General features: G+C 50.7%; 27 protein-coding genes and 1 pseudogene. 16 read left to right on the top strand and 12 right to left on the bottom strand.

Annotation, left to right across the window (positions count from 1 at the left end):
• Positions 1-703 precede the first annotated feature (703 nt).
• Both K3T82_RS02325 and K3T82_RS02320 read left to right on the top strand, forming a co-directional pair.
• Entirely contained in the window at positions 704-1,735 is a 1,032-nt protein-coding gene (locus tag K3T82_RS02325; RefSeq protein ID WP_220191886.1) for a universal stress protein, read from the top strand.
• 48 nt (positions 1,736-1,783) lie between these two features.
• Positions 1,784-2,767: a universal stress protein gene (locus K3T82_RS02320; RefSeq protein ID WP_220191885.1), complete on the top strand. Its 984-nt coding sequence runs from the start codon at positions 1,784-1,786 to the stop codon at positions 2,765-2,767.
• Positions 2,768-2,831: 64 nt separating this feature from the next.
• Here the strand turns inward: K3T82_RS02320 and K3T82_RS02315 are convergent, their stop codons facing one another.
• Entirely contained in the window at positions 2,832-3,062 is a 231-nt protein-coding gene (locus tag K3T82_RS02315; RefSeq protein WP_220191884.1) for a DUF2795 domain-containing protein, read from the bottom strand.
• A 219-nt stretch (positions 3,063-3,281) separates the two neighbouring features.
• On the opposite strand from K3T82_RS02315, the gene egtB reads away from it, so the two are divergent.
• Entirely contained in the window at positions 3,282-4,586 is a 1,305-nt protein-coding gene (gene egtB, locus K3T82_RS02310; protein ID WP_220191883.1) for an ergothioneine biosynthesis protein EgtB, read from the top strand.
• Position 4,587: 1 nt separating this feature from the next.
• Entirely contained in the window at positions 4,588-5,553 is a 966-nt protein-coding gene (egtD, locus tag K3T82_RS02305) for an L-histidine N(alpha)-methyltransferase (protein WP_236030963.1), read from the top strand.
• Positions 5,554-5,648: 95 nt separating this feature from the next.
• On the opposite strand, the gene K3T82_RS02300 is transcribed toward egtD, so the two are convergent.
• The 7 genes and pseudogenes from K3T82_RS02300 to K3T82_RS02275 form a co-directional block, all read right to left on the bottom strand.
• Positions 5,649-6,890, bottom strand: a complete 1,242-nt coding sequence (locus K3T82_RS02300) for a zinc ribbon domain-containing protein (RefSeq protein ID WP_220191881.1) — start codon at positions 6,888-6,890, stop codon at positions 5,649-5,651.
• 277 nt (positions 6,891-7,167) lie between these two features.
• Positions 7,168-7,965: an enoyl-CoA hydratase/isomerase family protein gene (locus K3T82_RS02295; RefSeq protein ID WP_220191880.1), complete on the bottom strand. Its 798-nt coding sequence runs from the start codon at positions 7,963-7,965 to the stop codon at positions 7,168-7,170.
• Between the two features lie 99 nt (positions 7,966-8,064).
• Positions 8,065-8,202, bottom strand: a pseudogene (locus K3T82_RS49800) (PaaD-like zinc ribbon domain-containing protein); the annotation flags it as partial.
• Complete coding sequence (locus K3T82_RS02290; protein WP_220191879.1) at positions 8,202-8,954, bottom strand: Phenylacetic acid catabolic protein; 753 nt, start codon at positions 8,952-8,954, stop codon at positions 8,202-8,204. The pseudogene K3T82_RS49800 and the gene K3T82_RS02290, both read right to left, overlap by 1 nt.
• Positions 8,955-8,973: 19 nt before the next feature.
• Complete coding sequence (locus tag K3T82_RS02285) at positions 8,974-9,210, bottom strand: hypothetical protein (protein WP_220191878.1); 237 nt, start codon at positions 9,208-9,210, stop codon at positions 8,974-8,976.
• A complete protein-coding gene (locus tag K3T82_RS02280) occupies positions 9,207-9,560 on the bottom strand; it encodes a metal-sulfur cluster assembly factor (protein WP_220191877.1) in 354 nt (117 codons plus the stop codon). Before K3T82_RS02280 ends, K3T82_RS02285 begins: the two co-directional genes overlap by 4 nt.
• A 4-nt stretch (positions 9,561-9,564) precedes the next feature.
• Positions 9,565-10,518 carry a Phenylacetic acid catabolic protein gene (locus tag K3T82_RS02275; RefSeq protein WP_236030961.1) on the bottom strand — a complete coding sequence of 318 codons (954 nt, stop codon included), beginning with the start codon at positions 10,516-10,518 and terminating at the stop codon, positions 9,565-9,567.
• A gap of 415 nt (positions 10,519-10,933) precedes the next feature.
• On the opposite strand from K3T82_RS02275, the gene K3T82_RS02270 reads away from it, so the two are divergent.
• Entirely contained in the window at positions 10,934-11,560 is a 627-nt protein-coding gene (locus tag K3T82_RS02270) for a TetR/AcrR family transcriptional regulator (RefSeq protein ID WP_220191876.1), read from the top strand.
• Between the two features lie 169 nt (positions 11,561-11,729).
• On the opposite strand, the gene K3T82_RS02265 is transcribed toward K3T82_RS02270, so the two are convergent.
• A complete protein-coding gene (locus K3T82_RS02265; protein ID WP_220191875.1) occupies positions 11,730-15,179 on the bottom strand; it encodes a hypothetical protein in 3,450 nt (1,149 codons plus the stop codon).
• Between the two features lie 341 nt (positions 15,180-15,520).
• Here K3T82_RS02265 and K3T82_RS02260 point away from each other — a divergent pair, with 341 nt between their 5' ends.
• The 3 genes from K3T82_RS02260 (at position 15,521) to K3T82_RS02250 (ending at position 17,780) form a co-directional block, all read left to right on the top strand.
• Complete coding sequence (locus tag K3T82_RS02260) at positions 15,521-15,997, top strand: hypothetical protein (RefSeq protein ID WP_220191874.1); 477 nt, start codon at positions 15,521-15,523, stop codon at positions 15,995-15,997.
• Positions 15,998-16,010: 13 nt separating this feature from the next.
• A complete protein-coding gene (locus K3T82_RS02255; RefSeq protein WP_220191873.1) occupies positions 16,011-16,841 on the top strand; it encodes a sugar phosphate isomerase/epimerase family protein in 831 nt (276 codons plus the stop codon).
• Between the two features lie 111 nt (positions 16,842-16,952).
• A complete protein-coding gene (locus tag K3T82_RS02250) occupies positions 16,953-17,780 on the top strand; it encodes a sugar phosphate isomerase/epimerase family protein (RefSeq protein ID WP_220191872.1) in 828 nt (275 codons plus the stop codon).
• 16 nt (positions 17,781-17,796) lie between these two features.
• On the opposite strand, the gene K3T82_RS02245 is transcribed toward K3T82_RS02250, so the two are convergent.
• On the bottom strand, positions 17,797-18,774 hold the full coding sequence (locus K3T82_RS02245; protein WP_220191871.1) for a hypothetical protein: 978 nt from the start codon (positions 18,772-18,774) through the stop codon (positions 17,797-17,799).
• A complete protein-coding gene (locus K3T82_RS02240; RefSeq protein WP_220191870.1) occupies positions 18,771-19,385 on the bottom strand; it encodes an RNA polymerase sigma factor in 615 nt (204 codons plus the stop codon). Before K3T82_RS02240 ends, K3T82_RS02245 begins: the two co-directional genes overlap by 4 nt.
• Before the next feature lie 231 nt (positions 19,386-19,616).
• On the opposite strand from K3T82_RS02240, the gene K3T82_RS02235 reads away from it, so the two are divergent.
• From K3T82_RS02235 to K3T82_RS02200, 8 genes are all read left to right on the top strand, one after another.
• Positions 19,617-20,621: a radical SAM protein gene (locus tag K3T82_RS02235; protein ID WP_220191869.1), complete on the top strand. Its 1,005-nt coding sequence runs from the start codon at positions 19,617-19,619 to the stop codon at positions 20,619-20,621.
• A 95-nt stretch (positions 20,622-20,716) separates the two neighbouring features.
• On the top strand, positions 20,717-21,256 hold the full coding sequence (locus K3T82_RS02230; protein WP_220191868.1) for a hypothetical protein: 540 nt from the start codon (positions 20,717-20,719) through the stop codon (positions 21,254-21,256).
• 7 nt (positions 21,257-21,263) lie between these two features.
• The gene (locus K3T82_RS02225) at positions 21,264-22,859 is read left to right on the top strand and encodes a molybdopterin-dependent oxidoreductase (RefSeq protein WP_220191867.1); all 1,596 of its coding nucleotides are present in this window, start codon (positions 21,264-21,266) and stop codon (positions 22,857-22,859) included.
• Between the two features lie 70 nt (positions 22,860-22,929).
• Complete coding sequence (locus K3T82_RS02220) at positions 22,930-23,262, top strand: glycosyltransferase family 2 protein (protein WP_220191866.1); 333 nt, start codon at positions 22,930-22,932, stop codon at positions 23,260-23,262.
• Between the two features lie 47 nt (positions 23,263-23,309).
• Positions 23,310-23,639 carry a glycosyltransferase family protein gene (locus tag K3T82_RS02215; RefSeq protein ID WP_220191865.1) on the top strand — a complete coding sequence of 110 codons (330 nt, stop codon included), beginning with the start codon at positions 23,310-23,312 and terminating at the stop codon, positions 23,637-23,639.
• Positions 23,632-24,393, top strand: a complete 762-nt coding sequence (locus K3T82_RS02210) for a TIGR04282 family arsenosugar biosynthesis glycosyltransferase (protein WP_220191864.1) — start codon at positions 23,632-23,634, stop codon at positions 24,391-24,393. Before K3T82_RS02215 ends, K3T82_RS02210 begins: the two co-directional genes overlap by 8 nt.
• A 7-nt stretch (positions 24,394-24,400) precedes the next feature.
• Positions 24,401-24,661, top strand: coding sequence for a hypothetical protein (locus K3T82_RS02205; protein WP_220191863.1), 261 nt, complete (start codon positions 24,401-24,403; stop codon positions 24,659-24,661).
• On the top strand, positions 24,658-24,873 hold the full coding sequence (locus K3T82_RS02200; protein WP_220191862.1) for a hypothetical protein: 216 nt from the start codon (positions 24,658-24,660) through the stop codon (positions 24,871-24,873). Before K3T82_RS02205 ends, K3T82_RS02200 begins: the two co-directional genes overlap by 4 nt.
• Positions 24,874-25,149: 276 nt before the next feature.
• On the opposite strand, the gene K3T82_RS02195 is transcribed toward K3T82_RS02200, so the two are convergent.
• Complete coding sequence (locus tag K3T82_RS02195) at positions 25,150-26,070, bottom strand: DMT family transporter (RefSeq protein ID WP_220191861.1); 921 nt, start codon at positions 26,068-26,070, stop codon at positions 25,150-25,152.
• Positions 26,071-26,087 lie beyond the last annotated feature (17 nt).

Here is a 26,087-nt window from a genome sequence, read left to right as displayed (position 1 = left end):
AACTTCTTTATTTCTCAATTTTCAAGAGCCACTACTCAGCCATGAGGCCGCGACTATGGCTGTACACATCTTATGTAACTCTTACGTACATTCGTTGGTGTGTTACAGTGGCAACGAATGCGCCTTCGCTTCCTTGTGCCACCTGAAGCCGAGGTAATTACAGACCTCTGCAAAGAGGGGAAATAAGAGGCGAGATGATAAGTCACTGTCTTCCGTACACCTTATCGGCCTCCCCTGGCCCCAACCCAAGACGCTAGTACTTCTGGTCATTGAGTAGATGCGCTCGATAAATGGAGTAGTGAGCCAGCCATGAGATGCATAGCGTATATCCATCTTGTATCTGACTTTAACTCCTCTATTAACAGGATAATTTTGTATTTTAACCATGAAGTTAATTTTACTAATAATAACGCCGCTCGCTTCATAATTATTCCAGCTCGCTCGAAGCGTATGGGTCGGTCAGGCGGTTTTTATATCTCAACCCAAAGGTACTGCTCAGCGGGCTTGAGAACGGCCCATATAGAAATGATCACCAGTTTTTTGAGGTGGGTTATCGTAGAGATACGCTTGCTCTCCTATACTAAATGTGTAGAGGACGGGATGTATGAAATAAGTTGACTTTTGAGTGTAACAAGGCGTGCCCTGTGTCTTGTACTTACTTCGACAGTGGCATACCCGAGTGCATCGTGAAGGAGATACGCCTGTGTTTAAGCGCGTTCTGGTCCCGCTGGATGGTTCTGCCAGAGCCGAGCGAGCCCTCGGTGTGGCAAAGAGGATTGCGCGAGCCTCTGGTGGTTCGATTGTATTGGTACGTGTAGTTGATCCAGTTAGTGATCTCTGGCCGGTCAATCAGGCCCCACTTGTCGAGACTCAATTGAAAGTGGCTGCGGTCTATCTGGCTGATCTGTTGAACGAGGAGTCAGGGGCTCCGACAGCAGCAGATTCATCCTCGATTCCTGCCGAAACACTGGCGCTACGGGGTAATCCTGCCTCAAATATCCTCTCTGCTATAACATCGAGTGGTGCTGACTGTGTGGTGTTGTGTAGTCATGGGCAGAGCACCGAGACTTCTTGGCGTGTGGGAGGTGTTTCGGCCAAAATCGCGCGCCACGCGAAGGTTCCAGTCCTGATCCTGAAAGAGCGAGGTAGTGTTCCTGCCGGACCCCATCCTGACGCGACTGAGCCTTTGCGTGTCCTGGTTCCGCTGGATGGCTCAGTAAACGCGCGAGTAGCGCTTGCTCCTGCCGCTCGGCTGTTAGTAGACCTGGCTCAGGGGGCTCCCGCCGCGCTGCATTTATTACATGTTATTCCGGCTGAGGTTCAGATGCTAAGTTCTGATGAGCGCAAACAGGATCTAGTGAACAAAGCGAGCTCCTATCTTAAAGAGATGGCCGCTAAACTAAAAGATGGCTCAATTGATCCAGCTCTGGTAAACCGACATCCGGATGTTACCTGGTCGGTAATGCTGGATAGCGATGTTGCCAACGCTATTATCCGAGCGGCTGAGAATGGTGATGCTCAAGAGGGTTCTGGCTCCATTGCGCGCTGTGATGGTATCGCGATGTCCACACATGGTATGAGTGGGATTCGACGCTGGGCTATGGGAAGTGTAACTGAGCGTGTAATGTATGGCACCAGACTACCCTTGCTGATTACACGTCCTGCCTGGGTGGAAGAGAAGGTGAACCAGGAGGAAGTACGCGCGAGTGTAGTCTCCGATCAGATAAGACATTGAGTATTGTGCCTGTTTATGGGGGCTGAAAGAGAGAAAGGGAGTGCGTCTATGTTTAAGCGTGTCCTGGTCCCCCTGGATGGCTCGGAGCTATCCGAGTGTGTCTTGCCATTAGCAGCTATCATCGCACGTAAGGCTGGTGGAAGCTTGATCCTGCTGCGCTGTGTGCGCATGATCGATGATCTGGCTTCGCGGATAGCCTATAACAATGCATATGCCTTGTTCATGTATAACTATGATGAAACAGATTCGACAGAAGAGGCGCGTCGTTACCTGGTTCATGTGGCTCATACGCGAGTCCCTGATGATGTGCAGGTACAGAAATATGTTCTGACGGGCGAGCCTGCGTCCGCCATTTTGATGTTTGCTCAGGAGCAACAGGCAGACCTGATTGTGGCGAGCACCCATGGTAGAAGTGGCTTCAAGAAGTGGATGTTGGGAAGCGTAACGCAGAAGCTAGTTCGTCATAACTCCATTCCTGTGTTGGTTGTGAACCGCGAATGTTCCTGTACCTGCCCTGAAACTGGGAGAAGTAGCCGTGTTCTGGTAGGTCTCGATGGCTCCCAGTGGGCGGAGGCTTCATTACCTGCGGCAGTCTCGCTTGCCTCCCTTTTCTCAGATCCCGCGCGAGGTGAATTACATTTACTCCGCATCGTGCCTGCCCTGACGCCGAGCGAAACAGCTCTTTATAGACGTGCTGGCATAGTCCGAAACTTTGAGCGTGAGGCGACGGAGATCGCGGCTAATTATCTCAAGAGCCTGGAGAATCGCCTGAATGTGGAACTGGGAGAAGCACACAATCTAGATATTACGTGGTCAGTCATAGAGGGGAGTGACGTGGCTCGTCCGTTGCTTTGCCTTGCGGATACGGGGAAAGGGACATCTCGTGAGTGTGCTTTTGATCTGCTCGCTCTGGCTACACATGGTAGAGGTGGATTTGAGCGCTGGATGCTTGGTAGTGTTGCCGAGCGTGCTCTGGCGTCTGCCCATATTCCAGTACTGATTGTGTGCCCTGACCAGCGTTTGACGCGATAGTGTCCCCTCTCTGGATATCCAGAGAGGGGACATCTTATCTCAAGCGTCTCTAATCCGTGAGAGGTTAGAGTTTGAAGCCACCCAGGTTATCGATGTTACCGAGGTTACCCAGGCTCTTCAAGTCGTTTTTAAGCTCATCAGGGGTATTGTATGTCTTGTCAGGAAGGCGGTCGAGCACGGCAGTCATTTGAGGGGCAATACCTGACTGCTGTACCATTTGTACCAGATTGGATTTGCTTACCGGGTAAGGTAGGCGATCAATTACCTGGTTAACCTGTCCGAAATCCATGTTCATATGTAGAGTACACCTTTCTCTATCAGGACGCTACAACAAAATAGCGTTGCCAGGTCTGTATGTGCCTGGCAGACAACCACGTCAAATGGCAAGGGAAAGTACTTAGCTAGCACCACCCAGAACCTTGTGGTTTTGTACTTAGTGTATCCTGAAGGCAGACGGCACCATGTAAATAAACTGATCCAGCGATCCAGGAGTTTGCCCTGAAGGAGGATACTTGTGGTCGATTATGTTCAGCCTGCTGCTGCTCCAAAGCAGGTCGCAACCCGACAAGCACTCATTGAGCAATACAAGCTCGTTCGTAGTTTTACCGAGCAACTCTGTGAGCCGCTTGCGACTGAGGACTATGTGGTGCAATCCATGCCTGATGTCAGCCCAACCAAATGGCATCTTGCGCATGTGAGTTGGTTTTGGGAGACTTTTGTGCTTTCTGCGGCCCAGCCCGGCTATACGTCGCTACACCCTCAATACACCTATCTGTTCAACTCTTATTATGATAGCATTGGTGAGCGCCATTGCCGCCCCAGGCGGGGGCTCATTTCACGCCCTACTGTTGAGGAGACTTATCAATATCGTCATTATGTTGATCAACATATGCTCGATCTGTTGACCAGGATAGATGAGGCCCAACTGACAGAGTTGACGCCAATTATTACGCTTGGGCTACAACATGAGCAGCAGCATCAAGAACTGATGCTTACTGATATCAAGCATGTGCTTGCCTGTAACCCCCTGCATCCTGCTTACCTCTCCGAGCGGAAGCATCCACCTTCCAGCGGGAGTGTCCCGCCGCTCAAATGGCTCTCCTATGAAGAGGGGATTTTTGAGATTGGGCATCAAGGTGATGGCTTTGCCTTTGATAATGAGTGCCCAAGGCATCGCGTGTTTCTCAACGCTTTCCGCCTGGCATCACGCCTGGTCACAAATGGGGAATACCTCGACTTCATTGAGAGTGGAGGTTACAGCATTCCTACTCTCTGGCTCTCGGAGGGCTGGCACACGATTCAAGAGCAGCAATGGCAGGCACCGCTTTATTGGGAGAAGCGTGATGGCCAGTGGCATGTACAGACTTTGATGGGGTTGCGCAAGATGAATTGGGACGAGCCCGTCTGCCATGTGAGCTATTACGAGGCCGATGCTTATGCCCGTTGGAAGCATGCTCGGCTGGCGACTGAAGCCGAGTGGGAGATTGCGGCCCGTGATATCCCTATAGAGGGTAACTTTGTGGAGAGCGGACGTTATCATCCAGCGCCACTGGCGAGTGCAGGGTCAGATGAACAGCCTGCTCAGATGTATGGGGATGTCTGGGAGTGGACCCAGAGCGCGTACGCTCCATATCCAGGCTATAAGCCCGCGCCAGGAGCGGTTGGCGAATACAATGGGAAATTTATGTGCAGTCAGTTTGTACTACGTGGTGGTTCGTGTGCGACCCCGCGTGCCCATGTTCGCTCAACATATCGCAACTTTTTTCCACCTGATGCCCGCTGGCAATTTACAGGTATTCGTCTGGCTGGTGAGGTATAATGTGCGTCAACATCTTGAACTGTATGACTTCCAGCCATCGTGTGTGACCTTACGCCAGGAGGTTATACAGGGACTACAGAAGCCACAGAAAGAGCTTCCGAGCAAGTACTTATATGATGAAGTAGGCTCAAAGCTGTTCTCTCAGATTTGTGAGCTTGAAGCTTATTATCCAACACGCACCGAGCTGCAAATTATGGATGAGAACATGGAAGAGATAGCCGCACTGCTGGGCACTGATTGCCTTCTCATCGAGTATGGTAGCGGGAGTAGCCTGAAGACGCGAAGGCTGCTGAACGCGTTAAATCGTCCCACTGCCTATGTCCCTATTGACATCTCAAAAGAGTACTTAATGGATGCCGCTCTTGAACTGGCTCTAGCCTATCCAGACCTAGAGGTCTTACCTGTATGTGCCGATTATACAGGTGATTTTCCCATTCCTGTGTCGAGTCTCCAGGTCCGTCAGCGTGTGGGTTACTTTCCGGGATCAACGATTGGCAACTTCGACCCTGACGCCGCAAGAGATTTTTTGTGGCAAATCGCTCGCACGTGTGCTGGTGGTGGTCTACTTATTGGCGTCGATTTGAAAAAGGATTTTAATATGCTTCACCTGGCTTATAATGATCCAGAGGGCATTACGGCACGTTTTAATCTCAATCTGCTCACGCGGCTGAATCAGGAACTTGCAACTGATTTTCAGCTTGATCAGTTTGGGCATTACGCGTGCTATAATCCTGGCGCCAGCCGCATCGAAATGCACCTGGTGAGCCTGTGCGAGCAGACTGTACACCTTGAAGAATGGGCCTTTCCTTTCAGGCGTGGGGAAAGTATCTGGACTGAGAGTTCTTATAAATACACCCTGGACGAGTTCGCTAGCTTGGCGGTAAGCGCTGGTTTTTGTGTTGAGCGTGTCTGGACTGATCCATATCAGCTCTTTAGTATCCAATACTTAAGCGCTCCTGCTTTGTAGGGTACGCAACAACAAAGAGAGAAGCGCTGAGGCGATTTGCCTTCAGCGTTTCTCTCTTTGTTGTTGCAGGCATAATAGCTTATGACAATGTTTAGTTATGCAATTTGGAAGTCAATAGTCTGTTGTGGGACTGAGCCCGTTGAGGGCGTATTGAGCAGGATGAAGGAGAAATCTGTCGTTCCTTGAGGCATAAGGAAAACGGCGGTACCTGTGATATTTGATTGATTCGCGTTGATAGCAGTGGGAAGATTGCTATTGCCATCTGGCGAGTTGAGAGTATCTCCAGATTTCAAGCGAATGTAATCTCCATAATAAGCATTGAAAGTAGTGGAACTGGTATTGTCCATCCGCAATTGAAGCACAATATAGCATTTCCCGCTTTCAGCCTGTTTTCCTGCGTAACTGAGTTGAGAGGTGGCATTTGTAATGGTCCAGGTGACGTTGCTGTACTGGGTCTGCTTGTTAGGAGTAGCAGTCTTCGCCTGATACTTAGACAGATCGGCGTTGCCTTTCAAGGGAATATCGATCTGCGACTCGGTGCTTGTTCCCAGACGGAGGATAAGCTGATCTGGCTTCACTGAGGTTGCGACGGGGAAATCAAGCCAGTTTGTCCGTTTGATAGAGGCTTCGGGACCAGAAAACGCCTGTGAGGACGAAACCGCAATGTTGTCTCCATTAGGCATGATAAGGTGCGCTGCATCTCCATAATAATAGCCTGCAGTTTTAGAAGAGGTATTTTCTTCTTTAATATTTAAGCGGATAAGGCCCTTACCATCTCCACCATTGTCTCCTGGCAAGCTTGTCGCCTGTTGGGCGCTGAGCACAGTAATATTAACGCTTGAGTACATCACAGGTTTGGTGCTGATGTTCGTGGTCACGGCTGGAGCGCTGGTTGGGGTCGCGTAGCTTGAGTTACCATCCCCTGTATTGTTGGTACTTGTGTTGCTCTTGCTAGCCTGTGAGGCTATCCATTGATAGCCAAAGTAGCTTATACCTCCACAGGCTGCGAGAACGACTAGGATAATGGCAAGCATACCACAGCCAATCTGTCCCAGCACTTTTCCCTGAGAGGGACTCTTGCCTCCAGAGTAGGAGGAAATGGGAGTGTTGTATATCTGCTGTCCAGGCTGCGGTGCCTGGGCATAGACTGGCGGTGGAGGAGGAGGAGTATATTGTGGCTCTATGCGTGTGCTTTCGCGAGAAATGCTTTCGGCTGGTGTACGCTCGGTTTGCTGATGGGCACTTCCTTCGAGGACTGTACCACAGTTCGAGCAGAAACGCTGCCCCGCTTCAAGCGGGGTATGACACGAGGGACATGAACGTATTGATTGCCCCATAATGCCTCTCCTTGCGCTCTTGTGACGAGCGCTACGCTATTGCTATATATAGATCATAAAAAAAACAGCGCCATGTGGCGAAAATTTGCGCGAGTTTCAATGGCTACTATGCAGCCAATTGTTACCTACTACCATGATGAACGCTCGCTTTAGTTTACTTTGGTGGATGAGTTATGTCTAGAGTCCATTAGGAATAGTGTCACGAACGCATGCGTTCATGACACTATTCCTAATGGACTCGACAATATGGGGCTTGATTAGTGATGTGTGATTGAGCTTAGCGTGCCTTGAACTCTGGCTGGCGCTTTTCAACGTAGGCGGCGATACCCTCTTTGGCGTCCTCGCTTTGGAAGAGGAGTTGTTGTAGCTCACGTTCGATAGCTAGCCCTTCGGAGAAGGAGACCTCAGCCCCCGATTGGACCGAGCGTTTAATGCGCCCGACCGCTTTTGCTGCCTTATTAGGTGGGCAGAATGACTGGGCATACTTCATTACTTCATCCCAGTAGTTCTCGGCTTCGTAGATATAGTTGATCAGGCCGAAGTCAAGGGCTTCTTCAAAGTTTATGAGCTTGCCCTCGGTCATGAGCTCAATGGCCTTGTTCTTGGGTAGCGCCCGAGCCAGGCGCTGTGTCCCGCCGGTACCCGGAAGCACGCCCAGATTGACCTCGGGTAATCCGACCTTACCACCCCCACGGCGCGCGATACGGATGTCGCAGGCAAGCGCAATCTCCAGACCACCGCCAACCGTGTGCCCATTAAGCGCTGCGATAACCAGCTTGGGCGTCTGCTCCAGACGTGTCAGCGTCTCATTGGCATGTAGACAGAAATAGTATTTAAAGCCTGGGGTCACTGCGTTCAGCATGCTAATCTCAGCGCCTGCGCTAAAGAATTTTTCACCTTGTCCACGCAAGAGTAAGACATGCACGTCATCGTCGAAGCGTGCGCGGAGGATGGCCTCGTCAAGCTGGCGCATCATCTCATGGCTGTAGGTATTGGCTGGTGGGTTTGTCAGTTCAATAATGGCAATACCATTTGTGGTAGTATAGTTAACCAAGGTTTTTTCTGTCGTTGTCATTTTGCTCAATCCTTTCAACGTCGAATGCTCGCTTTGACCTTGCGTCACGATATGCGTAACGCCTTGTTGGGCGAGGATATGATCACCCTTGATATGTTCAAATGGCGTGTGACAGCTCTGACAATAATATTGTACCGTGAGTAATTGCTGACCGAACAAGGACATGAGTTCGGTTTGGCTTGAGCCGCAATAGGGGCACACGATCTGTTCTCTTGTGTTTTCAAATCGTGCATTCATCAGGTTGGCTCCAGCCTTCTTGTAGTCCTGTTCCACCGTGTCCAGGGTAATGATTGAGAGGGTTGTCCCTGGGGGCCGAGTGGGATAGGAACTTCAAGTTCTAGCTCATTGAGTATTGGCATGATCTTGCTCAGGTAGCGTGCGCGCAACTCGTCGGGCGAAGCATTGATGATACCATTACGCAAGAGTGCTTGTATGGTGGCGTCATCAGGAGGGCCAAACCAGCACAATGCTTCTTCCCAGAAGCGCGCGAGCGATGTTTGAAGCGCACGGCGTACCCCGCCACCGGGTCCGTTCAGCCGCCGCACCCAACCCTCCGCATGGACGAAGTGGAGCTGCTCCTCTTGAATGATCTTCCGCGCACGGGTACCAAGTGGTTCATAGGTGGAGTTTTGCGCCGCCTCGAAGAAGGTTGTCAGGGCGGTATCTACTAGAAAGTTCGTCGCCACGAAGTCGCACCAGCCTGTGAAGTCCTGATCGAGCGCGCAAAGATGATAATGGAGCGTGCGCGTCGTGGGTTTGATCTGCTCGGGAACGGCCTGTGCCTGCACAAAGTCCTCTAGCAAGGGATAAAGCGTGCGAGCATGGCCCAATTCATCCTGAGTCATGGCGGCGGCGGCTACGGCGGCTTCCAGCGCTGGTGCGCCATTGCACCAGTACGCGTACCGCCGCCCGATGGCCTGTTTGTTATCAGCCAGTGATGAGAGAACTGCGAATAGGGCCTCGTTATCAACGTGTGTGCCTGTGGTCATAGATGCTCCTTTTCTTGCGCTACGACGCGATAATGGTGACAATCGCGTCGCGTGGAATCAAGACCATCTCGATCCAGCTGAATTCGTCATAGATACTGCGCGCGTAGACCTTGGCTAGCTCTACATCATCAGCCATGACGTTGCCAATCTCATGGAGTGGCTCCTCATACCTCTGTCGGGCATAGACCTGCCAGACTCGCGTCTCATTGAGAATCTCACGCCGACTGGCGACAGGTTCAAGCGTCTGTTCTCTCATGCTGATACCCCCCAGGTGCGTAGAATATCGACCCCTTCTTCGCTCAAGCGCTCGCGAGTCCAGATGGGATGCCATACGACCTCGATGTCGACCTCATAGATGCTGGGCTCTCGTAGTAAGCGCTCGCGAATATCATCCATGATAAAGTCCATGGCGGGGCAACCCATGGCGGTGAAAGTCAGCTTCAGGGCGACTCTTCCATCGTGCTCTTGAAGATCAACGATTAGCCCCATATCAACAATGCTGATAGGGATTTCAGGATCGGTCACGTCCCGTAGCGCGTCCCACAGGGCAGGGCGCGCGTGATCGTCGTAGGTATGAGTAAGTAAGGACGGATAGGTGGTAGGCATGGCATTATGCCTCCTGTTCCAGCAGGCGTAGCATCTCGCGTTTGCCACGCTGAATTTGTTCTACAAAGCGCTCATTCGCGGGGCCGCGTGCCTTCCAGCGTTTGAGCACATCGTCCCAGGTGCATTGGCCCTCCCAGCGTCGCGCTATAGCATCAAAGTGTTGGGGGAAGGCGCAGTCAATGACGTATTTTTGCTGTTCCGCGTCATAGTGTGCTGGTACATTCAGGTGTAGCTCTTCGCAGAGGGGAACCGCCGTCGACATCCAGCCCTGGCGCAGTTCGTCATTACTCTTGCCTTTGAAGCCGTAATCAAGCTGCTCTCCATGCTTTTTGAGATTATCGGGAAGGCCAAACCATTCGACGGTCAATAGAAACATCCAGTCTGCCGCATCCTGGAGCGCCTGATGTCCTGCGGCGGTCTGATTGATCTTGCGCATACCCTGCTCACCGTGGCGCAGGTGGAATGTCTCTTCTTTATCTACTTTGATCAGAGCCCGTTTCCAGGGGCCGAAGGTTGTGCTCTGGTAGATATCGCCGAGCAGGGCGTAACCAGCGCGGTCGTAGAAGGCATTGGCGACGATCAGTTCAGTCCAGCTTGTCAGGGGGACATCGAAGGCATAGGGATATTTGAAGTGGCGCGGCTCGCGCTCGAAGATAAGCGCTTCGGTATCAACGCCCAGGTCGCGTAGCAAGCGATATGCGATATGAGCGTGACCTAGCTCATCTTGAATGATTGAGATGGCTGAGCCAAAGTTGTTGAGCGTTGGCGCATGTATGGCGGCATTATAATAGGCTGGCGAACTGATAAGCTCGGTGTCCGCCGAGACTGTGAGGATTCGTTTGATGCCTTCCAGATAGATTGGACTCATCTGATCAATAGATTCGATGAGTTGTTGTTTTCGCAGGCGCGCGAGAACCGATTCCTCGCTTTGCAACGTAAGCGCAGGCGATATGGACATCTTTAACCTCCTGTACAAGCCATAATGCGAAATCCAATGCCGCTATCGCGGCTGGTGAGGTCTGTTCAGGTTCTCGTATTGACCTGAACGCGCTCAGGGGTTGCATTAGGCGGAAACGCTGGGCAGGAAAGGTTCCAGTGTTGCTATAAAAAGAATGCCCGGAATGGATACAATATATTTTTTGAACAACTGGTAGAATTATAAAATGGTCGGCAAGGAAAGTCAAGTTTCGCACAAGAAAATTAAGCACCTGTCTCTTTAACGGGAGAGTATTGTGCTCGAAAATCGGGAAGTGTGATCGATTCAGAAAACGGTATCGCTTACGTGGTAGTGGTTAACTGTGCGAATCTTGACAGCGAACGCTATTTCCTCGTATCATTGATTTTAAACAGGTAGTAGAAAAGAGGAAAACCATATGGTGCGCAAGCTGGAGCCGGAAGAAGCCCCTAGAAAGAAGCGTGTCCGGTTAACGCAAAAAGCTATTGTGGAGACTGCCGCCGAACTGTTCGCGCGTCAGGGCTTTGGCGCGACCAGCCTGGATGATATCGCGGAACAGCTTGGCGCCACGAAAGGCGCGCTCTACTACCATGTGAAGAACAAAGAAGAGATTCTGCGCCTCATCTACCTGATGGTGCTGAACGCGAGCGAGGAGCCGTTGAGCCGCATTGCCGAAGCACCACTCTCTCCAAAGGAGAAGCTAGGTCAGGCTATCCGGCATCATACGACGGTTGCCGCTAACCGCTCGCCCGCGATGGCAGTATTCTATCGTGAACAGCAACATTTAAGTGGTCCGTTTGCGAAGGAGATTATCACGCGGAAGAAAGAGTATGAGCGTTATTTCGAGCAGATTATTGTTGAGGGGCAGGAAAGCGGCCTCTTTACGAAGGCCATTGATTCGAAGATTGCCACCTTTGGCCTATTAGGGATGTGCAACTGGCTCTCACAGTGGTATCAGGCAGGCGGGCAATACTCCTCACTTCAGATTGCTGATATGTTCATTGCCATCATTGAACATGGCCTCACTCTTCCACACAAATTGTAATCAATTGCTTTTAAAGTCGTGATAAACATCATATAACTATAATGCCTGATTATATCTAAGGTGCGTATTATAATCATAAAAGTAGGAAGAAGGAAATAGAGGTATTCACCATCTATTTCCTTCTTCCTACTTTTTACAAATGCAGTTTAGCAGACGACTCTTGCTCTTATTATCGCGTGGCAACCGCGAAAATGTGTAACTGACCTGGGCCTGCTGGAAGAGTTGGTAAAGTAATGCTTTGGACCTGTTTGTTAAGCGCTCCTAAAGTGGCTTCACAATAGAACATGTAAGTCGCAACATTCTGCTTTCCTTTGGGACCATTGCGATAGGTGGTTGTGAGCGCGACTTTATTGCCATATGAGGGCTTCATCTTGCCTGCTCCCAGTGTCCAATCGCTAAAGCCCAGAGAGACCGTCTCAGTTGTTCCGTCTGTATAGGTGACGAGCACATTACCCTGTAAGGGGCCATGTGAGGCTGAGCCAAGGAAGGCGATATAATTGGCATTGTAAACCGAATTGACTGGTATCACCTGCCCTTGCGCGACATAATTATCTACTGTCCCTGGCGTTGATGCGGGCCAGACGAAGGAAGTTCCATTGAAGACGACTACACTGCCTGGCTTATAGCCTTTACTCTGTAGCGCTTGAGCGGAATAGCTCATATGTCCACCATCGAAGTTGCCTGAGCCGGGTGTATTATCGTTACTTGTGCCCATGTTGTTGTATGGCGATTGAGCGTAGAGAGAGCCTGTCCTGGTTGAGATGGCAAAGACATGGAGTTGTCCATTTTTGACATCCGAAGGAAGTGTAATACTCTGTACCGTTTTATCAACCGCTAGCGGGATTTCGCTATAGAAGATGTAGGTATTGATGTTCTGTTTACCATGAGGTGTATTGCGGTACGGCATAGACATCGCGACTAGGTTATTGAAGGAGGGCGATGCCTTACCTCCCGCCAGGGTCCAATCGCTGAAACCCAGCGTAAAGGTCTCAGTTGAGCCATCCGTATATGCCACGGTAAGCGTTCCACTAGAGGGGCCATACGAAGATGATCCAAGGAATGCCAGGGTGCCAGCATTATTGACGGGCTTGATTGGTAGAACCTGTCCCTGGGCAACGTAATTGTTTTTGTATGATGGATTGACGGCAGGCCAGATGAAGGTTGTGCTATAGACATTCACCGAAGCCCCTGGAATCAAACCTAAAGACTGGGTGGCCTGTGATGAATAGCTGTTAATTCCATCGAAGCTACCGCCAGCCGGGCTACCATCATCGCTTGTCGCGACGTTATTATAAGGAATTGTAGGCGTAACAGGCGTCGAGACAGTTCCTACTTTAGTCGCGATGGCGAAGATATGCATCTGTCCGCCCGAAGTCGTTGAAGGCAAGGTCACACTCTCAACAGTCTTTCCCTCTTGCATGGCAACGTCTGCATAGAGTATATAGGTTGTGACTACCTGCAAGCCTGAGGTTGTGTTGCGGTATGGCAGAGCAGCCATCCTGCCGTTGCCAAAGGAGAGTGGATTTTTACCCCCGCCTAGTGTCCAATCGCTAAAGCCCAGGGTGATCGCTTGTGTTGAGCCATCGGTATAGTGAATAGTTGCCTTACCGGAAGATGGCCCATTCGTTGAGGCACCCAGGAAGCCCAACACGTTAGCATCTGCTATGGGTATTACAGGCACTGTTTGTCCCTTAACCAGATAGTTGTTTGGTTGTCCTGGGACAGCATTCGGCCAGGTAAAGACCATACCCTTATAGAAGGTGTTATCGCCAGGGTTGATACCTGCGTTTTGAATGGCCTGAGCGGAATAACTGGTATGTCCGCCGTCAAAATTACCAGAGCCTGGATTGGTATCATCACTGGTACCAACATTATTAAAGGTTGGCGGGCCTGCTGGAGTTGTAGGGGTAGGGGGAGGTGTTGACGTCGCTGTTGGAGTCCCAGGTGTGCTTGGAAGCAGGCCGAAAATGGATAGGCCGGTTTTGGTGCCTACAAACACTTCGCCATTCGCGACTGTTGGCACTGCGAACTTCACAAAGCTATCTAGGCTATCACGACTGGCTACATCCGACGAGGTATAGAGCCGTTTGGAGAGGTTTGTCGCGTCATATGCGCGCAGTACCGCGCTCGGGTCAATTGACCATAACACGGCTGTACTGCTATTCATACCGTTGCTTGATGTCACGGAGCCGCCGCCAGTAAAGGCAAAGCTATCAGCAGTTTGTGAGATAGGAGCAGTTGAAAGTACTCCATTGTTAAATCTAAACGCCTTGATATGGTCGCCAGCGCCAGTGAAGTAAACAGTATCGTTCCAGAGAGCCGGAGTACTGTATTGTCCGCCTGTTGTTCCCGGAGGTAGTTCCTGTACCACCTTGTCGATATCTGTGCGTTTTCGCTCATCGGGATTCGAGCAGGTTAACTTTGGATTGGGCGTATATTTTCCCATATTGGAATTGTTCACTACATAGATGCGCCCTTCCTTCCCTGCTCCCACAAGTTCATTTGTCCCTGGGATAAGTAAGGGGCCACCAGAACCTAGATCGGCATCTGCTTGTTCCAGGCAGAGTTGATTGAAGGGAGCAAAGTAGTCGAGTAATTTTAGTTGTGGGCTGAGCTTGATAAAGGTATCGCCTGCATTAACTCCACCAGTATTCAGATCGAAATCGCCATTACCAGTGATAGTGTAGATATTGCCATCACTATCTGATGCCAGCGCGTTCCCGCTGCCCCAGATACCGCCATCGGCCCCGTTGGCTGTATCATTATAAATGCCTGTTTGCTGTAGATCTGTATTATAGCTCATGATCCAACCATGATACGGTCTGTTATCACAGAAAGAAGCAAAAGCAATATAGAGTTGCCCATTGGCAAATAGTAGCGCAGAGCGTTGCCGTTCATGTTTGGGGTCAAAGTTGACCACTCCATTTACATTCCCTGAGCCTTTTCCCGGCACAGATCCAGTTATAATTTGTGGGCTACCAGGTTTTTCCTGTCCGTTTGTTACATCGAGCGCGTGCAGTTGATAGACTAATTTGCTATTCTCCTTTGTAAAGGCGACCAGATATATCGTGTCTCCAACAATGACGGGGGTGCCGGTAATGCCAACCTCAGGAACCATATCATTGCATGCGACATCCGATGAGGGAACAGGGGTTATGCCGCTCGAAAGAAAGCTGGTATACCAGAGTGGTGCGGTCACCGTGGTTTGATCGGCGTCAAAGGCATAGACGCCATCATGTTCCGTGACGACAATGACGACGTTATGTGTGTCTCCATTGATTGTCAGGTTGGGCATGAAGAGCGGCTGAGCGTAGACTTGCCCATCAACTGGATACGTAACTCGTTTTCCGAACTGCGAGGAATTAACATTACTCTTATTCAGGATTGTCTCATTGGTATATTGACCGGTGCGATAGGTGTCACCCTTGTAGGTGAGGACCGCGCTATCAGCCGCCGCGCGTGCTGTGCCAAATGGGATAATATTGAGCGTGAGGAGTGTCCCTGATGCCACAATAACCAGCAACAATACACTAAAGAGTATAAACGGAACACGAGGAATCTTCACAAAAGGTTTGCTGTAACGCGTACGCCAGGACGTTTCGGGCGGACGGGAAGCCATACAAAATCTCCTTATAAATAGAACACACAGATACAATGAAAGAACGTGCATTGGACGGTTATTGTACAGATAAATATTTAATCTGGCTTTTCTATTTAGTCCACTGTCTGGGCGATTTCTCGCGTAGTAAAACAAGGGAAATAACCGCTTTTTGTAGTATAATTCAGCTGAGCTAAAAAGGAAATGGTTGTTAGTAAGAAGAGTTAAAAGTACTTAAATGTACCAGTACCTGTATAGATCAATTGTTTGGCACGTTTTATATGCTTATATGGCATTATCTAAACTCTCAAATTAGAGAGCGAATGCTCGCCATGTTAGAAGTGGTTTAAAAGGGGTATGTAATGAAGCGCTCTATATTGCTTAGTATATCTATTTGCTTGCTTGCGCTCTTGCTTGTTGCCTGCAACGACCAGGGATCCTCGACCTCGCAAGTCGCGCCAGCCACACCAACTGCGACGCCATCTACACCTACACCAGCGCCTACTTTTGCACCTAATGCTGTGCAAAGCATGCCGATTGCAGTCGGATATTACCAGGCCTTGAAGATGAAAGATTACGATACAGCTTATACCTATCTCAGTGCAGACGCGAAAACTCAGGATGGTCAGCCTCTTACGAAAGAGGTCATGATCAATATGGCGCGTACCGCTATCGATAGCTATGGTCCTATCAGTACTATCACCATGTTGCCGGAATCTAGTGACGGTACCCAGATCGTGACGACGATAGATCGCAATACAGATATACACTACCATTCTCACCTCACCTTGAAAAAGGAGCAGGGACATTGGAAGATCATAATGATTGATAGAATTTAGGAGGTCTTGATCTTTGACTACTAACGAACAACGCGCTCGCGTTTCGGTCTCGACGTGGAGCTTACACCGAACTCTAGGTGATCCGGAATTTTATGGAGTGGGGCAGGAGATCCCAGTTGATACACATCATAAAGGGGCCTCTTCGTTACTGGAGTTGCCGGAGCGCATCGCGGCTGCGGGAATCCACACTCTAGAGATTTGCCATTTCCATCTCCCCACTCTTGATCCTGTCTATCTGGACGAATTAAAGGCTGCTCTGAAGACTGCGCAGGTAGAGCTCTTCTCTTTGTTGGTTGATGATGGTGATGTGACACATCCTCGCGATGGTGAGCGCGATCAGGCATGGATCAGTTCGTGGCTCAGAGTTGCGAGTGCCCTGGATGCTCGCTGTATGCGTGTTATCGCGGGTAAGTCCGCTCCGACTCCTGAGACACTGGAGCGCAGTTATCAGGCAGTGCGTCAACTGGCGCAGGAAGCAAGGGAGCAAGGTATACGCCTCATGACCGAGAACTGGTTTGAGCTCCTTTCAACCCCTGAGGCCGTGCAAACTCTGCTGAATCGCCTAGAGGGTGAAGTTGGTCTCTGCTTTGACTTTGGTAACTGGGAGGGCGAGGATAAGTATACCAGGTTAACAAAAATTGCCTCTTTCGCTGAGTCATGCCATGCGAAGGCATCGTTTACTTCTCCCTTTGTTGTGGACGGCGAGGATTATACAAGATGCCTGGATATCACGCGCCAGGCAGGGTTTGCTGGTCCATATACATTGATCTATGCGGGACCAGATGATGATGAGTGGCAGGGATTAGCGATCGAATCCTCTCTTGTTCAACCTTATGTGGAATAGTTCATCTCCTGAGCGAAGGAACTCTCTTACTGCGACTATGTTGTAGAATAATAGCTGAGCCTCGATGCTGTTCTTATCGAGGCTCAGCTATCAAAGGGGGTTCCTTCATTTATGACTCAGGCAATGCAACTACTATGTTCGACTGGCGCTTTTAGCCGCTTTCCAGACCAGACTGGTTATCAGGCGGTGCTTGAATATGGGCCACTGCTAGAGGTGGACGGCTTTGAATTGATGTTTTACCCCAACTGGTATGGGCAGATTGAGCAAATCGCTCATGATCTGAAGTGCTCGTCCCTGGCTTTTCCGGCGATGCACGCGGATAAGAATATAGGTATTGTGCTTGGGAAGCCTGAAGAGGAGCAGAGGGCCATGGGTATACGTTGGCTGGAAGAGAATTGCCAGTTGGCGCGCCGGATAGGTGTACGGGTTATGGTACTACACCTATGGGGATGGCCCGAACTTGATGATGATCTTGAGCGTAATTTGGAGTCCCTGAGTGCATGTCTGGATGTGACAACACGCCATGATATAGAGCTTGCGATTGAGACGATTCCCTGTAGGCGCGCGGACCCTCTGAGCAACATTATGGCTGCGCTAGAGTGTGATAATCGTAGTCAGGTCGCGCTTGACACTGAATTTCTGTCGGATCACTCTCAGCTTGGGGAAGTTTTCCAGCAAGAGCGCCTATGGCGTGAGCAGCGCGTACGTCATGTGCACATTAAAGATGCCAACGGGCAGCGTTTTGGACCAGATGGCAAGCGCCTCTATCTACATCCGGGAGAAGGTCAGATTGATTTTGCCTCGTTCTTCGCAAGCCTCAAGGAACTAAGCTTTGTGGGTAATATCAGCTTGGAAGCCCCAGCGATAGCCCAGGATGGAGATGTGCGTGTCAAGCAATTGCGTACAAGCCTGGATTTCCTGCGCCGTTTGATGGCATAAATGAAGGTGGACCCCTTCAGGGCTTTGGAGGTAGGGTTCCCATCTTGAAGCCCTGAGGGACATTCATATCCCAGAGTTCTTGAGGCACTTTCTCAGTTCGCAGTACTTCAAATTGATCATATACCGGTTCTGTCTGTCCCTGATTCTTCTGATGCAGGATATTGACTGGCATATAATCCATATCGAGCAGAAGGATATATCCGTCGTGATAGTCTATCTGATAAACCTCCTGCTGCTTGAAAGTTTCTTTTCCCTCGTATGAGGCTCGTCCTGCCTGTAAATCAGCGCGTATTTGTGCCAGATTGAGCATAGAGGTGCTCTCATTCCAGGCAAAGGCATCCCATTGGGCGACATGGTTCATCATATCTTTCCCCAGAACACCATGTTCTTTGTTCCCGACGGCGACCACATCAACCTCATTATCCATGGTGGTCTCTACATGTGTCATATCACTCGCGAGATCACGATAGGTGTCCTCGCGATATTTCGTACCATCTTTGGTTGTCTGTGTCTGGCTATAGTGTAGGACGTAGCCATTCCAGGTCAGATCTGTTGGAATCTGAAATTGCTGCGTGGGCGAGAGCAGTGATGTATAGATGGCGAGAGATGCGGCGCAAAGTAGCAGCAGTGACGCTACAAGTGTAATGGGTCGCCATTTATTGCGTGCTCTTGTGCGCTGTTCTTCTCTTCGCTGCCGCCTTTGCGCAAAGTGTGTAGGATGAGTTCGAGATCTATTTGCGATGGCTGCATAGACTGCTTCATCTACGCGCGCGGATGGCTGGGACATTTCAAGACCTGTCACAATCCGTTTGGCTTCCTGAATAAGATGCATCTCTTGTGCACAGGTTTCGCAATGTCGCACGTGCTTCATGACAGTTTGCTTCTCTTCGGAGGTCAGGTCATCCCAGACTGCAAGATACAGGCGCGCCACCTGACAAGTTTGTGGGGATAGGGCTTCGTTTGAAGGGAAAGGTGGGAGACGGTCTTGGTTCATTTCCTGCCCTCCTGCCTCTCATACTCTACCTTGTTTAAGCGTTTGTACTGTTCCATAAACATCTTCTTTGCGCGCGAGATGCGTGTTGCTGAGGCATTGGGGGAGATACCAATAATCGCGGCAACCTCTTGATAGGGAATGCCCTGGGCTGCGTTTAATATGAGGGCTGCCGCGTACTCTTCTGGTATGCGAGACAGGGCCAGACGAATAAGTTCACGCTCTGCTACCTCTGGAATACCCCCATCATCAGCGAGGAGAATGCTACTTTCTTCGTCCGCTGTCAGCTCGCTCCTTCCATTGTGTTCTTCTCGCCGCCAGCGATTTGAGAGGGACCACCAGGAGAGGCGCTTGCGACGCCTCATCAGGTCCAGGCAGAGATTGGTTGCGATACGATAGAGCCAGGAGGAAAGCCGATCACGATCATAGAGCCCTTCCCACGCTGTACAGGCACGAATGAATACTTCTTGCGTTATATCATCGGCATCTTCCTGATGACCTAAAAGGCGATATGCGTAGGAATGGATGGGGCGTCGATACTGCTCGTAGAGTTTGATCAAAGCAACCTCATCATTTGATGCTTGAGAGCCTTGATAGTCTGTAGACTCTTTCACAGTTTCCCTGGCTGCTACTTTCTCTTGGGATAATGAAGTCCTATCTGATCAGGAACAACATTCTTGCACTATATCATATTTGCCCGAATGAATGAAGCGGTCCTGCTTCTTGTAAAAATACTTTAGTTAACGCGTGTAAATGGGTAAGTATCTGGTTTCTCTGAGATGTGGGGCTGGATTCACACTATGAAGAGCTAGAAAATTGTATTGCAGTCTATGTAAGGAGTTGCTATGACTACTGCACCCGTTTTGACCCTGCCACGCTCGATTTATATTGAACCTACCAGTCGTTGCAATGAATTTTGTCAGCAATGCCCTCGCACCCTGCTTTCGCGTGAGGATGACCGGGATCTGACCTACGATGATTTTCGTCGGATCGTAGATCAATTTCCTGTACTTGAGCGTGTCGTCTTGCATGGGCTTGGGGAGCCGCTCTTAAATAAGGATTTGCCGAAGATGGTCCGCTATTTGAAGGATCGCGGGACCTATGTGCTATTTAATTCCAACGGCATCGCGCTCACGGAGGCGAAAGGCAAGGAATTGATAAAGGCCGGGTTGGATGAATATCGCCTCTCGATGGATGGCTCAACGCGCGAGGTCTATGCGCATGTTCGTGGTGTTGACGCCTTTGATAAGATCTGGCGAAATGTGCGAGCCTTTGCCAAACTCCTGAAGGAGAGCGAAGCCAAAAAGCCTTCCCTCTCGCTCTGGTTTACCGCTATGCGCGAGAATCTACATGAGTTGCCGCATCTGGTCGGACTGGCGGCTGATGCAGGCATTCCTGAGGTGTATATGCAACGGCTGGTCTACTTTGAACAAGGGCTTGCACAGTCGCAGCAGTCGTTGTTTCGTCGCTCATCCAGAGAGGAGCTTGAACTGGTACGCCGCTGTGAGCAGATGTGTAATGAACGCGGCATTCGCTTTAACGCCGCTGGCTCAGCAACTCCGGTGGAGAGTCTGGTACGTGACTTTGGTGAGCGTCCCTGGTCGGGTTGCCGCCGTCCCTATACGCTGACCTACATTACCTCAAGCGGGAATGTACTCTCTTGTTGTTTCGCACCCTTTGGGCATCGTAGTGCCAAAGAGTATCGTGAGGAGCGTGTTCTGGGGAATGTCTTCCAGGAGTCAATAGAGCAGATCTGGCAAGGCGAGCGTTATGAAGCTTTCAGGCGTGCCTTTGAGAGCGATTCCCCTGCCCGACATTGCGCGCAGTGTGGTTTGAATTGGAGCTACTAGGAAATACCCCAATCATTCAGGAAGAGTTTCTATGAAAACCTGTGTGCGTAGAATTGATTTTTGTTGAGATGCAAACAGGAGGTTTGTTCGTTGCTGTGTGGAATAAGTCTTTCTTTATTGCGAAAAGCGCTGGGCAGCGAGCCGTTGAGGCTGATATGCTTCCAGATCAGGTGTGTAATGGCATGATTACATCACACACTGAAGCATGGCTGGACCGCTATTACTTTGAGAAATATGTTCTTGAGGTCTCGATAGCTACCCTTGAGCGTGGAGGGGTGACGTCGAGAATTGATACTTACCAGTTTCTTGATCCTATTGATGTATGGGCCTTTCCCAAATATCCTGGAAAGACCGTAATTCTTGAACCAACGATGAATATCGCCGAAGGGATTGCGGAATTTATTCGCGAGAACGACGCTTGTTTGCGTGAGCCTGATACGTGGCTTGGAACCTGGATTAATCCCGCAACCCAGCGCTGTTATCTTGATATTACAATGATCTCTCCTTATCTTGACGAGGCAACCGTGCAAGCACGTATTCATAGTGAGAGAGAGAACCGTGCGATTCTGGCCCTCTATAATTTGGGGAACCATCAAACCGTATATCTTGGTCGTGAAAGTCTCTCTCAGGAGTAATGGTGCTATGTCGACGACACAACAAACGGAGAGACCATCACCGGCTCGTTGGGTGCTGGTGATATCCCTATTGGGGTTAGGGGCTGGTCTTGCGAGTAGCCTGTTGGCAACAGTGGTTATGGGGGTGTTGCTCTTTGCTGTCGGCGCTCCCACACCAGTGGAGTTGTTTGGCAGCTACGTGCTTAAGCATTTAGACGTGTACACCTTTGTTAAGCTGCTTATTACCTTCTCACCTAACTCTAAGACAACCCCGTTGGGATTGGCATTTCTGGCAATGCTTGGGATCGGGACTCTGTTAGGTGCCTTCTATGCTCTGGTGGCGCGAGTCCCACTTCCTGCTGCTGGTTATTGTCCGGGGCGCAGGGAGTGGATCTGTGGCCTAGGATTGGGATTGGGGATGGCGATTGTGGGCATCGTGCTCTTTCGGGATGAACTACGCCATAATCAGTATGGCTTGACTGTTGGCTGGTCGAGCCTTGTGACGAGCCTGTCTCTACTGGTCGAATTTGGAATCTATGGTGTGACCCTCTGTTTTGCCTTGCGTGCCCTCTTACCGAAGGAGCACAGCCCGGAGACTCCCGCCGAACTGCAAAAAAGGCGCCAGTTCTTCTCGCGGACTGGTGTTGCCGTTGTTGGGCTGGCAAGCGGCGTGGGAGTGGTGGGTTTACTGCGTGCCTATCTTGATCAGTACTCATCTTATGATGGGATGAAGACTCTTCAGCATGGGGAAAAGACCGCACCTATTACACCCAATGATGACCACTATATTGTGACCCAGAACACTGTTGATCCCGCGCCGTCAATCAGTCTATGGAGGCTTGAGGTTGGTGGGCTGATAAATAAAGCTGGATCATACACCTATGAGGAGGTGCAAAAGCTCCCCTCGATTTCGCGTGCTATCACACTTGAATGCATATCCAATGGCCCCGGAGGACGCTTGATGGGGACCGCTATCTGGCAGGGAGTCACACTTAAGGCCCTCTTGGAGCAGCATGGCGGCGCGAAACCAGAAGCGACGCATGTGGCCTTTTATAGTGTCGATGGTTACAACGTGAGTCTTCCATTACGAGAACTACTTGAGGCCGACACCCTGCTCGCATGGCGCATGAATGGGCAGGAGATCCCACAGAGGCACGGTTTTCCTATGCGTGTGCTCGTCCCTGGACGCTATGGTGAGGAGAATGCCAAATGGGTGACGCGAGTGGAACTGACCAATCACTTTGTTACCGGACTGTATTCGAGTCAGGGATGGTATAACGGACCACTACATTCCACCAGCCGGATTGATACCCCACGCGGTAAGGTAAGCGTCGGGCAGGCCGTAGAGGTAAGCGGCGTTGCCTACGCGGGGGACCGCGAGGTCAAAAAGGTGGAAGTGAGTACCGATGGAGCGCAGACGTGGCAAGAGGCTACCATCAAGACACGGCTCTCACCCGATGCCTGGGTGCTCTGGACCTGGCAATGGGTCCCCCAGAAGCCGGGTCGCTATATCCTGGTTTGTCGTCTGACCAATGGAGATGATGAGGTTCAGACGGGAAACAAGCAAGGGACTGTGCCTAACGGGTCAACTGGCTACCATGAGGTCGTCGTGCAGGCAGTCTAGCATGAAGCGTGAATGATGAATTGTGTAAAGAAGATGCCGGCTAGATTGTACATTGGAGGTTGTAAAGTTTATGCAAATTGAGAAAGTAGCTATCGTCATCCCTGCCTTGAATGAGGAGGACGCGCTTCGGCACATGCTACCAGAGATTCCTCCTCATCTTGCCGAGTGGATTATCGTGGTTGATAACGATAGTAGTGACCATACGGCAGATGTCGCGAGAGAGGCGGGAGCCATTGTTGTCAGTGAAGCGGTGCGTGGCTATGGGCGCGCCTGCTATGCAGGATTACAAACAGCTTTGAGTCTGGGTGCGCATATTATTACCTTTATGGATGGAGATGGAAGCGATGATCCGGCGGATCTGCCGCTGATGCTGCCCTTGATTACCCAGGGAAGGCGGACCTAGTAATTGGCTCGCGGGTGAGTGCGAGAGCCGAGAAGGGCTCGGTCCCAGTGCAGGCACGCCTGGGCAACTGGTTGGTAAGTCGCCTGATAACGGTACTCTATCGTATACCATTGCATGACATTGGTTCATTTCGTATTATTCGCAGCGAAGCTCTACAATGTTTGCACATGCGCGAGATGACTTTTGGTTGGCCTGTTGAGATGCTAATGAAAGCTGCGAAGGCGCGCTACCGAATTGTTGAGTATCCCCTACATTACCGTAAACGGAGTCATGGTCGCTCCAAGGTCGCTGGAACACTTGTAGGAAGTGTAAAAGCTGCCTATTTTATGCTTAGTGTGACGCTTCGCTATGTTTTTATAAGAGGAAATAATGCCTAAGACCGCACTTGTAATTATGGCCCGTTATCCCGAATTGGGAAAGACAAAGACGCGTCTGGCTCGTACTCTTGGTGAAGAGGCAACTCTGGAAATATATCAGGCATTTCTGAAAGATCTGGCGCAACGCTTCGCTGTGCCTGAGTATGCCCTGAATTGGGCGTATTTTCCCCCATATGCTGATTTTGCGTCCTATTGCACAACGTTGGTTCCAGAAGAGGCGCGGCATATGCGGACTATACCACAGCAAGGGGGGGACCTGGGTGAACGCCTGCGTTATGTATTTGAATGGACACGCGACCAGGGGTTTCAACAAACCATCGTTATGAGTTCGGACTCGCCCCATATTGAGCGCGATGTGGTTGACAAGGCCATTCAGGCACTTGAGAGGACGGATATGGTGTTGGGGCCTGCCGAGGATGGTGGCTACTATCTTTTGGGTCTGCATGAGCCCTACGATGTCTTTAGCGGAATCCCCATGAGCACCAATGTTGTTGCGGAGATGACTATTGCGGCAGCACGGAGATATGGTCTAAGTTACCAGCTTCTAGAGACTTTACAGGATGTTGATGAAGTCGCTGATCTGGTCCAATTAACAAGGCTACTGGAAAGCGAACCGTCACTTGCTCCCGCCACCGCTGCCTGCCTTGAACGCTTGAAGAGTAGAGTATTGCCATGCAAGAACCTTTGTGCGCACGCCTGCCCCAGCAGGAGAGACGCGAGGGAAGCGATGCCAACGCAGCGAACGGGAAACTGATATCTGGATGCAATTGGTCACGCATCTGGGAAGCTTCTTTGCCAAGACGACCGTTGTGCATGTAGGGGATCGCGAGGCAGATATGTTTCCCTTCTTTCAGGCGTGCCAGGCGATGCAAACCCATTTTCTGGTACGAGCGTTTGAGAACCGACGGCTCAAGCCCGAGGAAGGACTCCCAACCTACCTGCTAGATGCGTGCGAGCCTGGCCATCGCAGGCCTGCAAACCCTTTGAGGCGCCTGGCACCCATGGACGAACGGCTCGCTTGACGGTGGTGCAACTTGCCTTTGGCCCTTTGACGGTATTGCCGCCTCGCTTTGAGAAGCGTTACCGTTTGTCGCCCCTGGCAGTTCGGTTGCTGCAATTGCGAGACCTGGCTCGTCGGGATCCTGAGCGTCCTGCTCACGAGGTTCTCGATCCTGACCTGTTAGCCGTGGTCGCGGCGCAAACGGGTCAGTCGCCCACACAGATGACCATGTGAGCCACTTGGAAAGCCATTGCTTACATGGGAGGGTATTTGGACCGCCGCAGCGATGGTCCTCCCGGTTGGAACCCCCTTTGGGGAGGCTGGCTTCGCGTTCAAACCCTTCTTGAAGGCGTTCGACTCGCTTCTCATCTTCGTTGGTAATTTGTGTATAAAAGATAGGCCTAAAGGGCTGGGGTTTTGATAACAATAAGACTTGCCCCCATCACGAGAGATACGCGCGCATACCTCTCGTGATAGGAGCAAGTCTTAGCTTAGGCATGAGCCAAACAGTTATGCCTTTTTCTTGAGTACAGAGAGACTGCCAATGACCATTGCAAGCAAGATACATACACAGCCAATCCAGGCTTGTGCCCCCAGGCGATCACCCACGAAGTAGCCAAAGATAGCCCCCCAGACAGGTTCCAGCGCATAGCAGAGAGTTGCTTGCACACTGCTTACAAATTGCTGGATTCTGTTCATCATAGCCATACAGAAGGCAGTAGGGACCAGGGCCATGAAGATGGCAGCCAGCCATACGGGCCCGGACGGCATCGTCAGAGGCTCATGCGCAATAGGTAGAGTGATAAGACTGAGCAGAGCCAGACAGACCATCTGTACCCATGAGAGAGCAATGGCATCTACATGCGGCGCGAATTTGCTGATCAGAACAATATAAAGGGAATACGCGACAGCACTGATCAGAAGCAGCACCTCTCCCGGCCCAATAGTAAAGACGAAATGATCGTTGAGAGAGAGCAGTAGTAAGCCACAAAAAGAGAGGAGAATCCCTATCCATACTCCCACAGTGGGCCACTGGCGTAAGAACACAATCGAGAACAGCGGCACAATCGGCACATAGAGACCGTTAAGAAAACCGACCATGCTCACTGTCGTATAGTTCAGAGCAACAGTCTGAGTAGCATAGAAGCAAAACAGGACACAACTCGTTAAGACACCAATGACGACAACTTGACGCGTCAAGTGCTTCAGGCGGCGATGATAGAGCAGGCCCAGAGCCAAGGCCGCCAGCGAGAAGCGTATTACCTGAAAGGAGAATACCCCGATATGCATAATGGCATAATCCAGAGGAAGCACACTCCCACCCCAGATCACTGTCAGCAAGATCAGGACAGCCAGTGCACCCAGATCGCGTAGCCGGTTCTGTTTCTGCACATTACCCATTTCCTCAGAGGCAGCCGCCAATGTAGACATGGAGCAACTCCTTTGCA

Source organism: Ktedonospora formicarum, assembly GCF_016587355.1.
GTDB classification, from domain to species: domain Bacteria; phylum Chloroflexota; class Ktedonobacteria; order Ktedonobacterales; family Ktedonobacteraceae; genus Ktedonobacter; species Ktedonobacter formicarum.
This window is presented reverse-complemented; position numbering and strand designations above follow the sequence as displayed.

What these genes read in the sequence shown, in the direction of transcription:
- K3T82_RS02320 (WP_220191885.1), top strand. Translation starts at nt 1,784, where the DNA reads ATGTTTAAGCGTGTCCTGGTCCCCCTGGATGGCTCGGAGCTATCCGAG.
- K3T82_RS02315 (WP_220191884.1), bottom strand. Translation starts at nt 3,062, where the DNA reads ATGAACATGGATTTCGGACAGGTTAACCAGGTAATTGATCGCCTACCT.
- K3T82_RS02300 (WP_220191881.1), bottom strand. Translation starts at nt 6,890, where the DNA reads ATGGGGCAATCAATACGTTCATGTCCCTCGTGTCATACCCCGCTTGAA.
- K3T82_RS02295 (WP_220191880.1), bottom strand. Translation starts at nt 7,965, where the DNA reads ATGACAACGACAGAAAAAACCTTGGTTAACTATACTACCACAAATGGT.
- K3T82_RS02290 (WP_220191879.1), bottom strand. Translation starts at nt 8,954, where the DNA reads ATGACCACAGGCACACACGTTGATAACGAGGCCCTATTCGCAGTTCTC.
- K3T82_RS02285 (WP_220191878.1), bottom strand. Translation starts at nt 9,210, where the DNA reads ATGAGAGAACAGACGCTTGAACCTGTCGCCAGTCGGCGTGAGATTCTC.
- K3T82_RS02280 (WP_220191877.1), bottom strand. Translation starts at nt 9,560, where the DNA reads ATGCCTACCACCTATCCGTCCTTACTTACTCATACCTACGACGATCAC.
- K3T82_RS02275 (WP_236030961.1), bottom strand. Translation starts at nt 10,518, where the DNA reads ATGTCCATATCGCCTGCGCTTACGTTGCAAAGCGAGGAATCGGTTCTC.
- K3T82_RS02270 (WP_220191876.1), top strand. Translation starts at nt 10,934, where the DNA reads ATGGTGCGCAAGCTGGAGCCGGAAGAAGCCCCTAGAAAGAAGCGTGTC.
- K3T82_RS02265 (WP_220191875.1), bottom strand. Translation starts at nt 15,179, where the DNA reads ATGGCTTCCCGTCCGCCCGAAACGTCCTGGCGTACGCGTTACAGCAAA.
- K3T82_RS02260 (WP_220191874.1), top strand. Translation starts at nt 15,521, where the DNA reads ATGAAGCGCTCTATATTGCTTAGTATATCTATTTGCTTGCTTGCGCTC.
- K3T82_RS02250 (WP_220191872.1), top strand. Translation starts at nt 16,953, where the DNA reads ATGACTCAGGCAATGCAACTACTATGTTCGACTGGCGCTTTTAGCCGC.
- K3T82_RS02245 (WP_220191871.1), bottom strand. Translation starts at nt 18,774, where the DNA reads ATGAACCAAGACCGTCTCCCACCTTTCCCTTCAAACGAAGCCCTATCC.
- K3T82_RS02235 (WP_220191869.1), top strand. Translation starts at nt 19,617, where the DNA reads ATGACTACTGCACCCGTTTTGACCCTGCCACGCTCGATTTATATTGAA.
- K3T82_RS02225 (WP_220191867.1), top strand. Translation starts at nt 21,264, where the DNA reads ATGTCGACGACACAACAAACGGAGAGACCATCACCGGCTCGTTGGGTG.
- K3T82_RS02220 (WP_220191866.1), top strand. Translation starts at nt 22,930, where the DNA reads ATGCAAATTGAGAAAGTAGCTATCGTCATCCCTGCCTTGAATGAGGAG.
- K3T82_RS02210 (WP_220191864.1), top strand. Translation starts at nt 23,632, where the DNA reads ATGCCTAAGACCGCACTTGTAATTATGGCCCGTTATCCCGAATTGGGA.
- K3T82_RS02205 (WP_220191863.1), top strand. Translation starts at nt 24,401, where the DNA reads ATGCAATTGGTCACGCATCTGGGAAGCTTCTTTGCCAAGACGACCGTT.
- K3T82_RS02195 (WP_220191861.1), bottom strand. Translation starts at nt 26,070, where the DNA reads ATGTCTACATTGGCGGCTGCCTCTGAGGAAATGGGTAATGTGCAGAAA.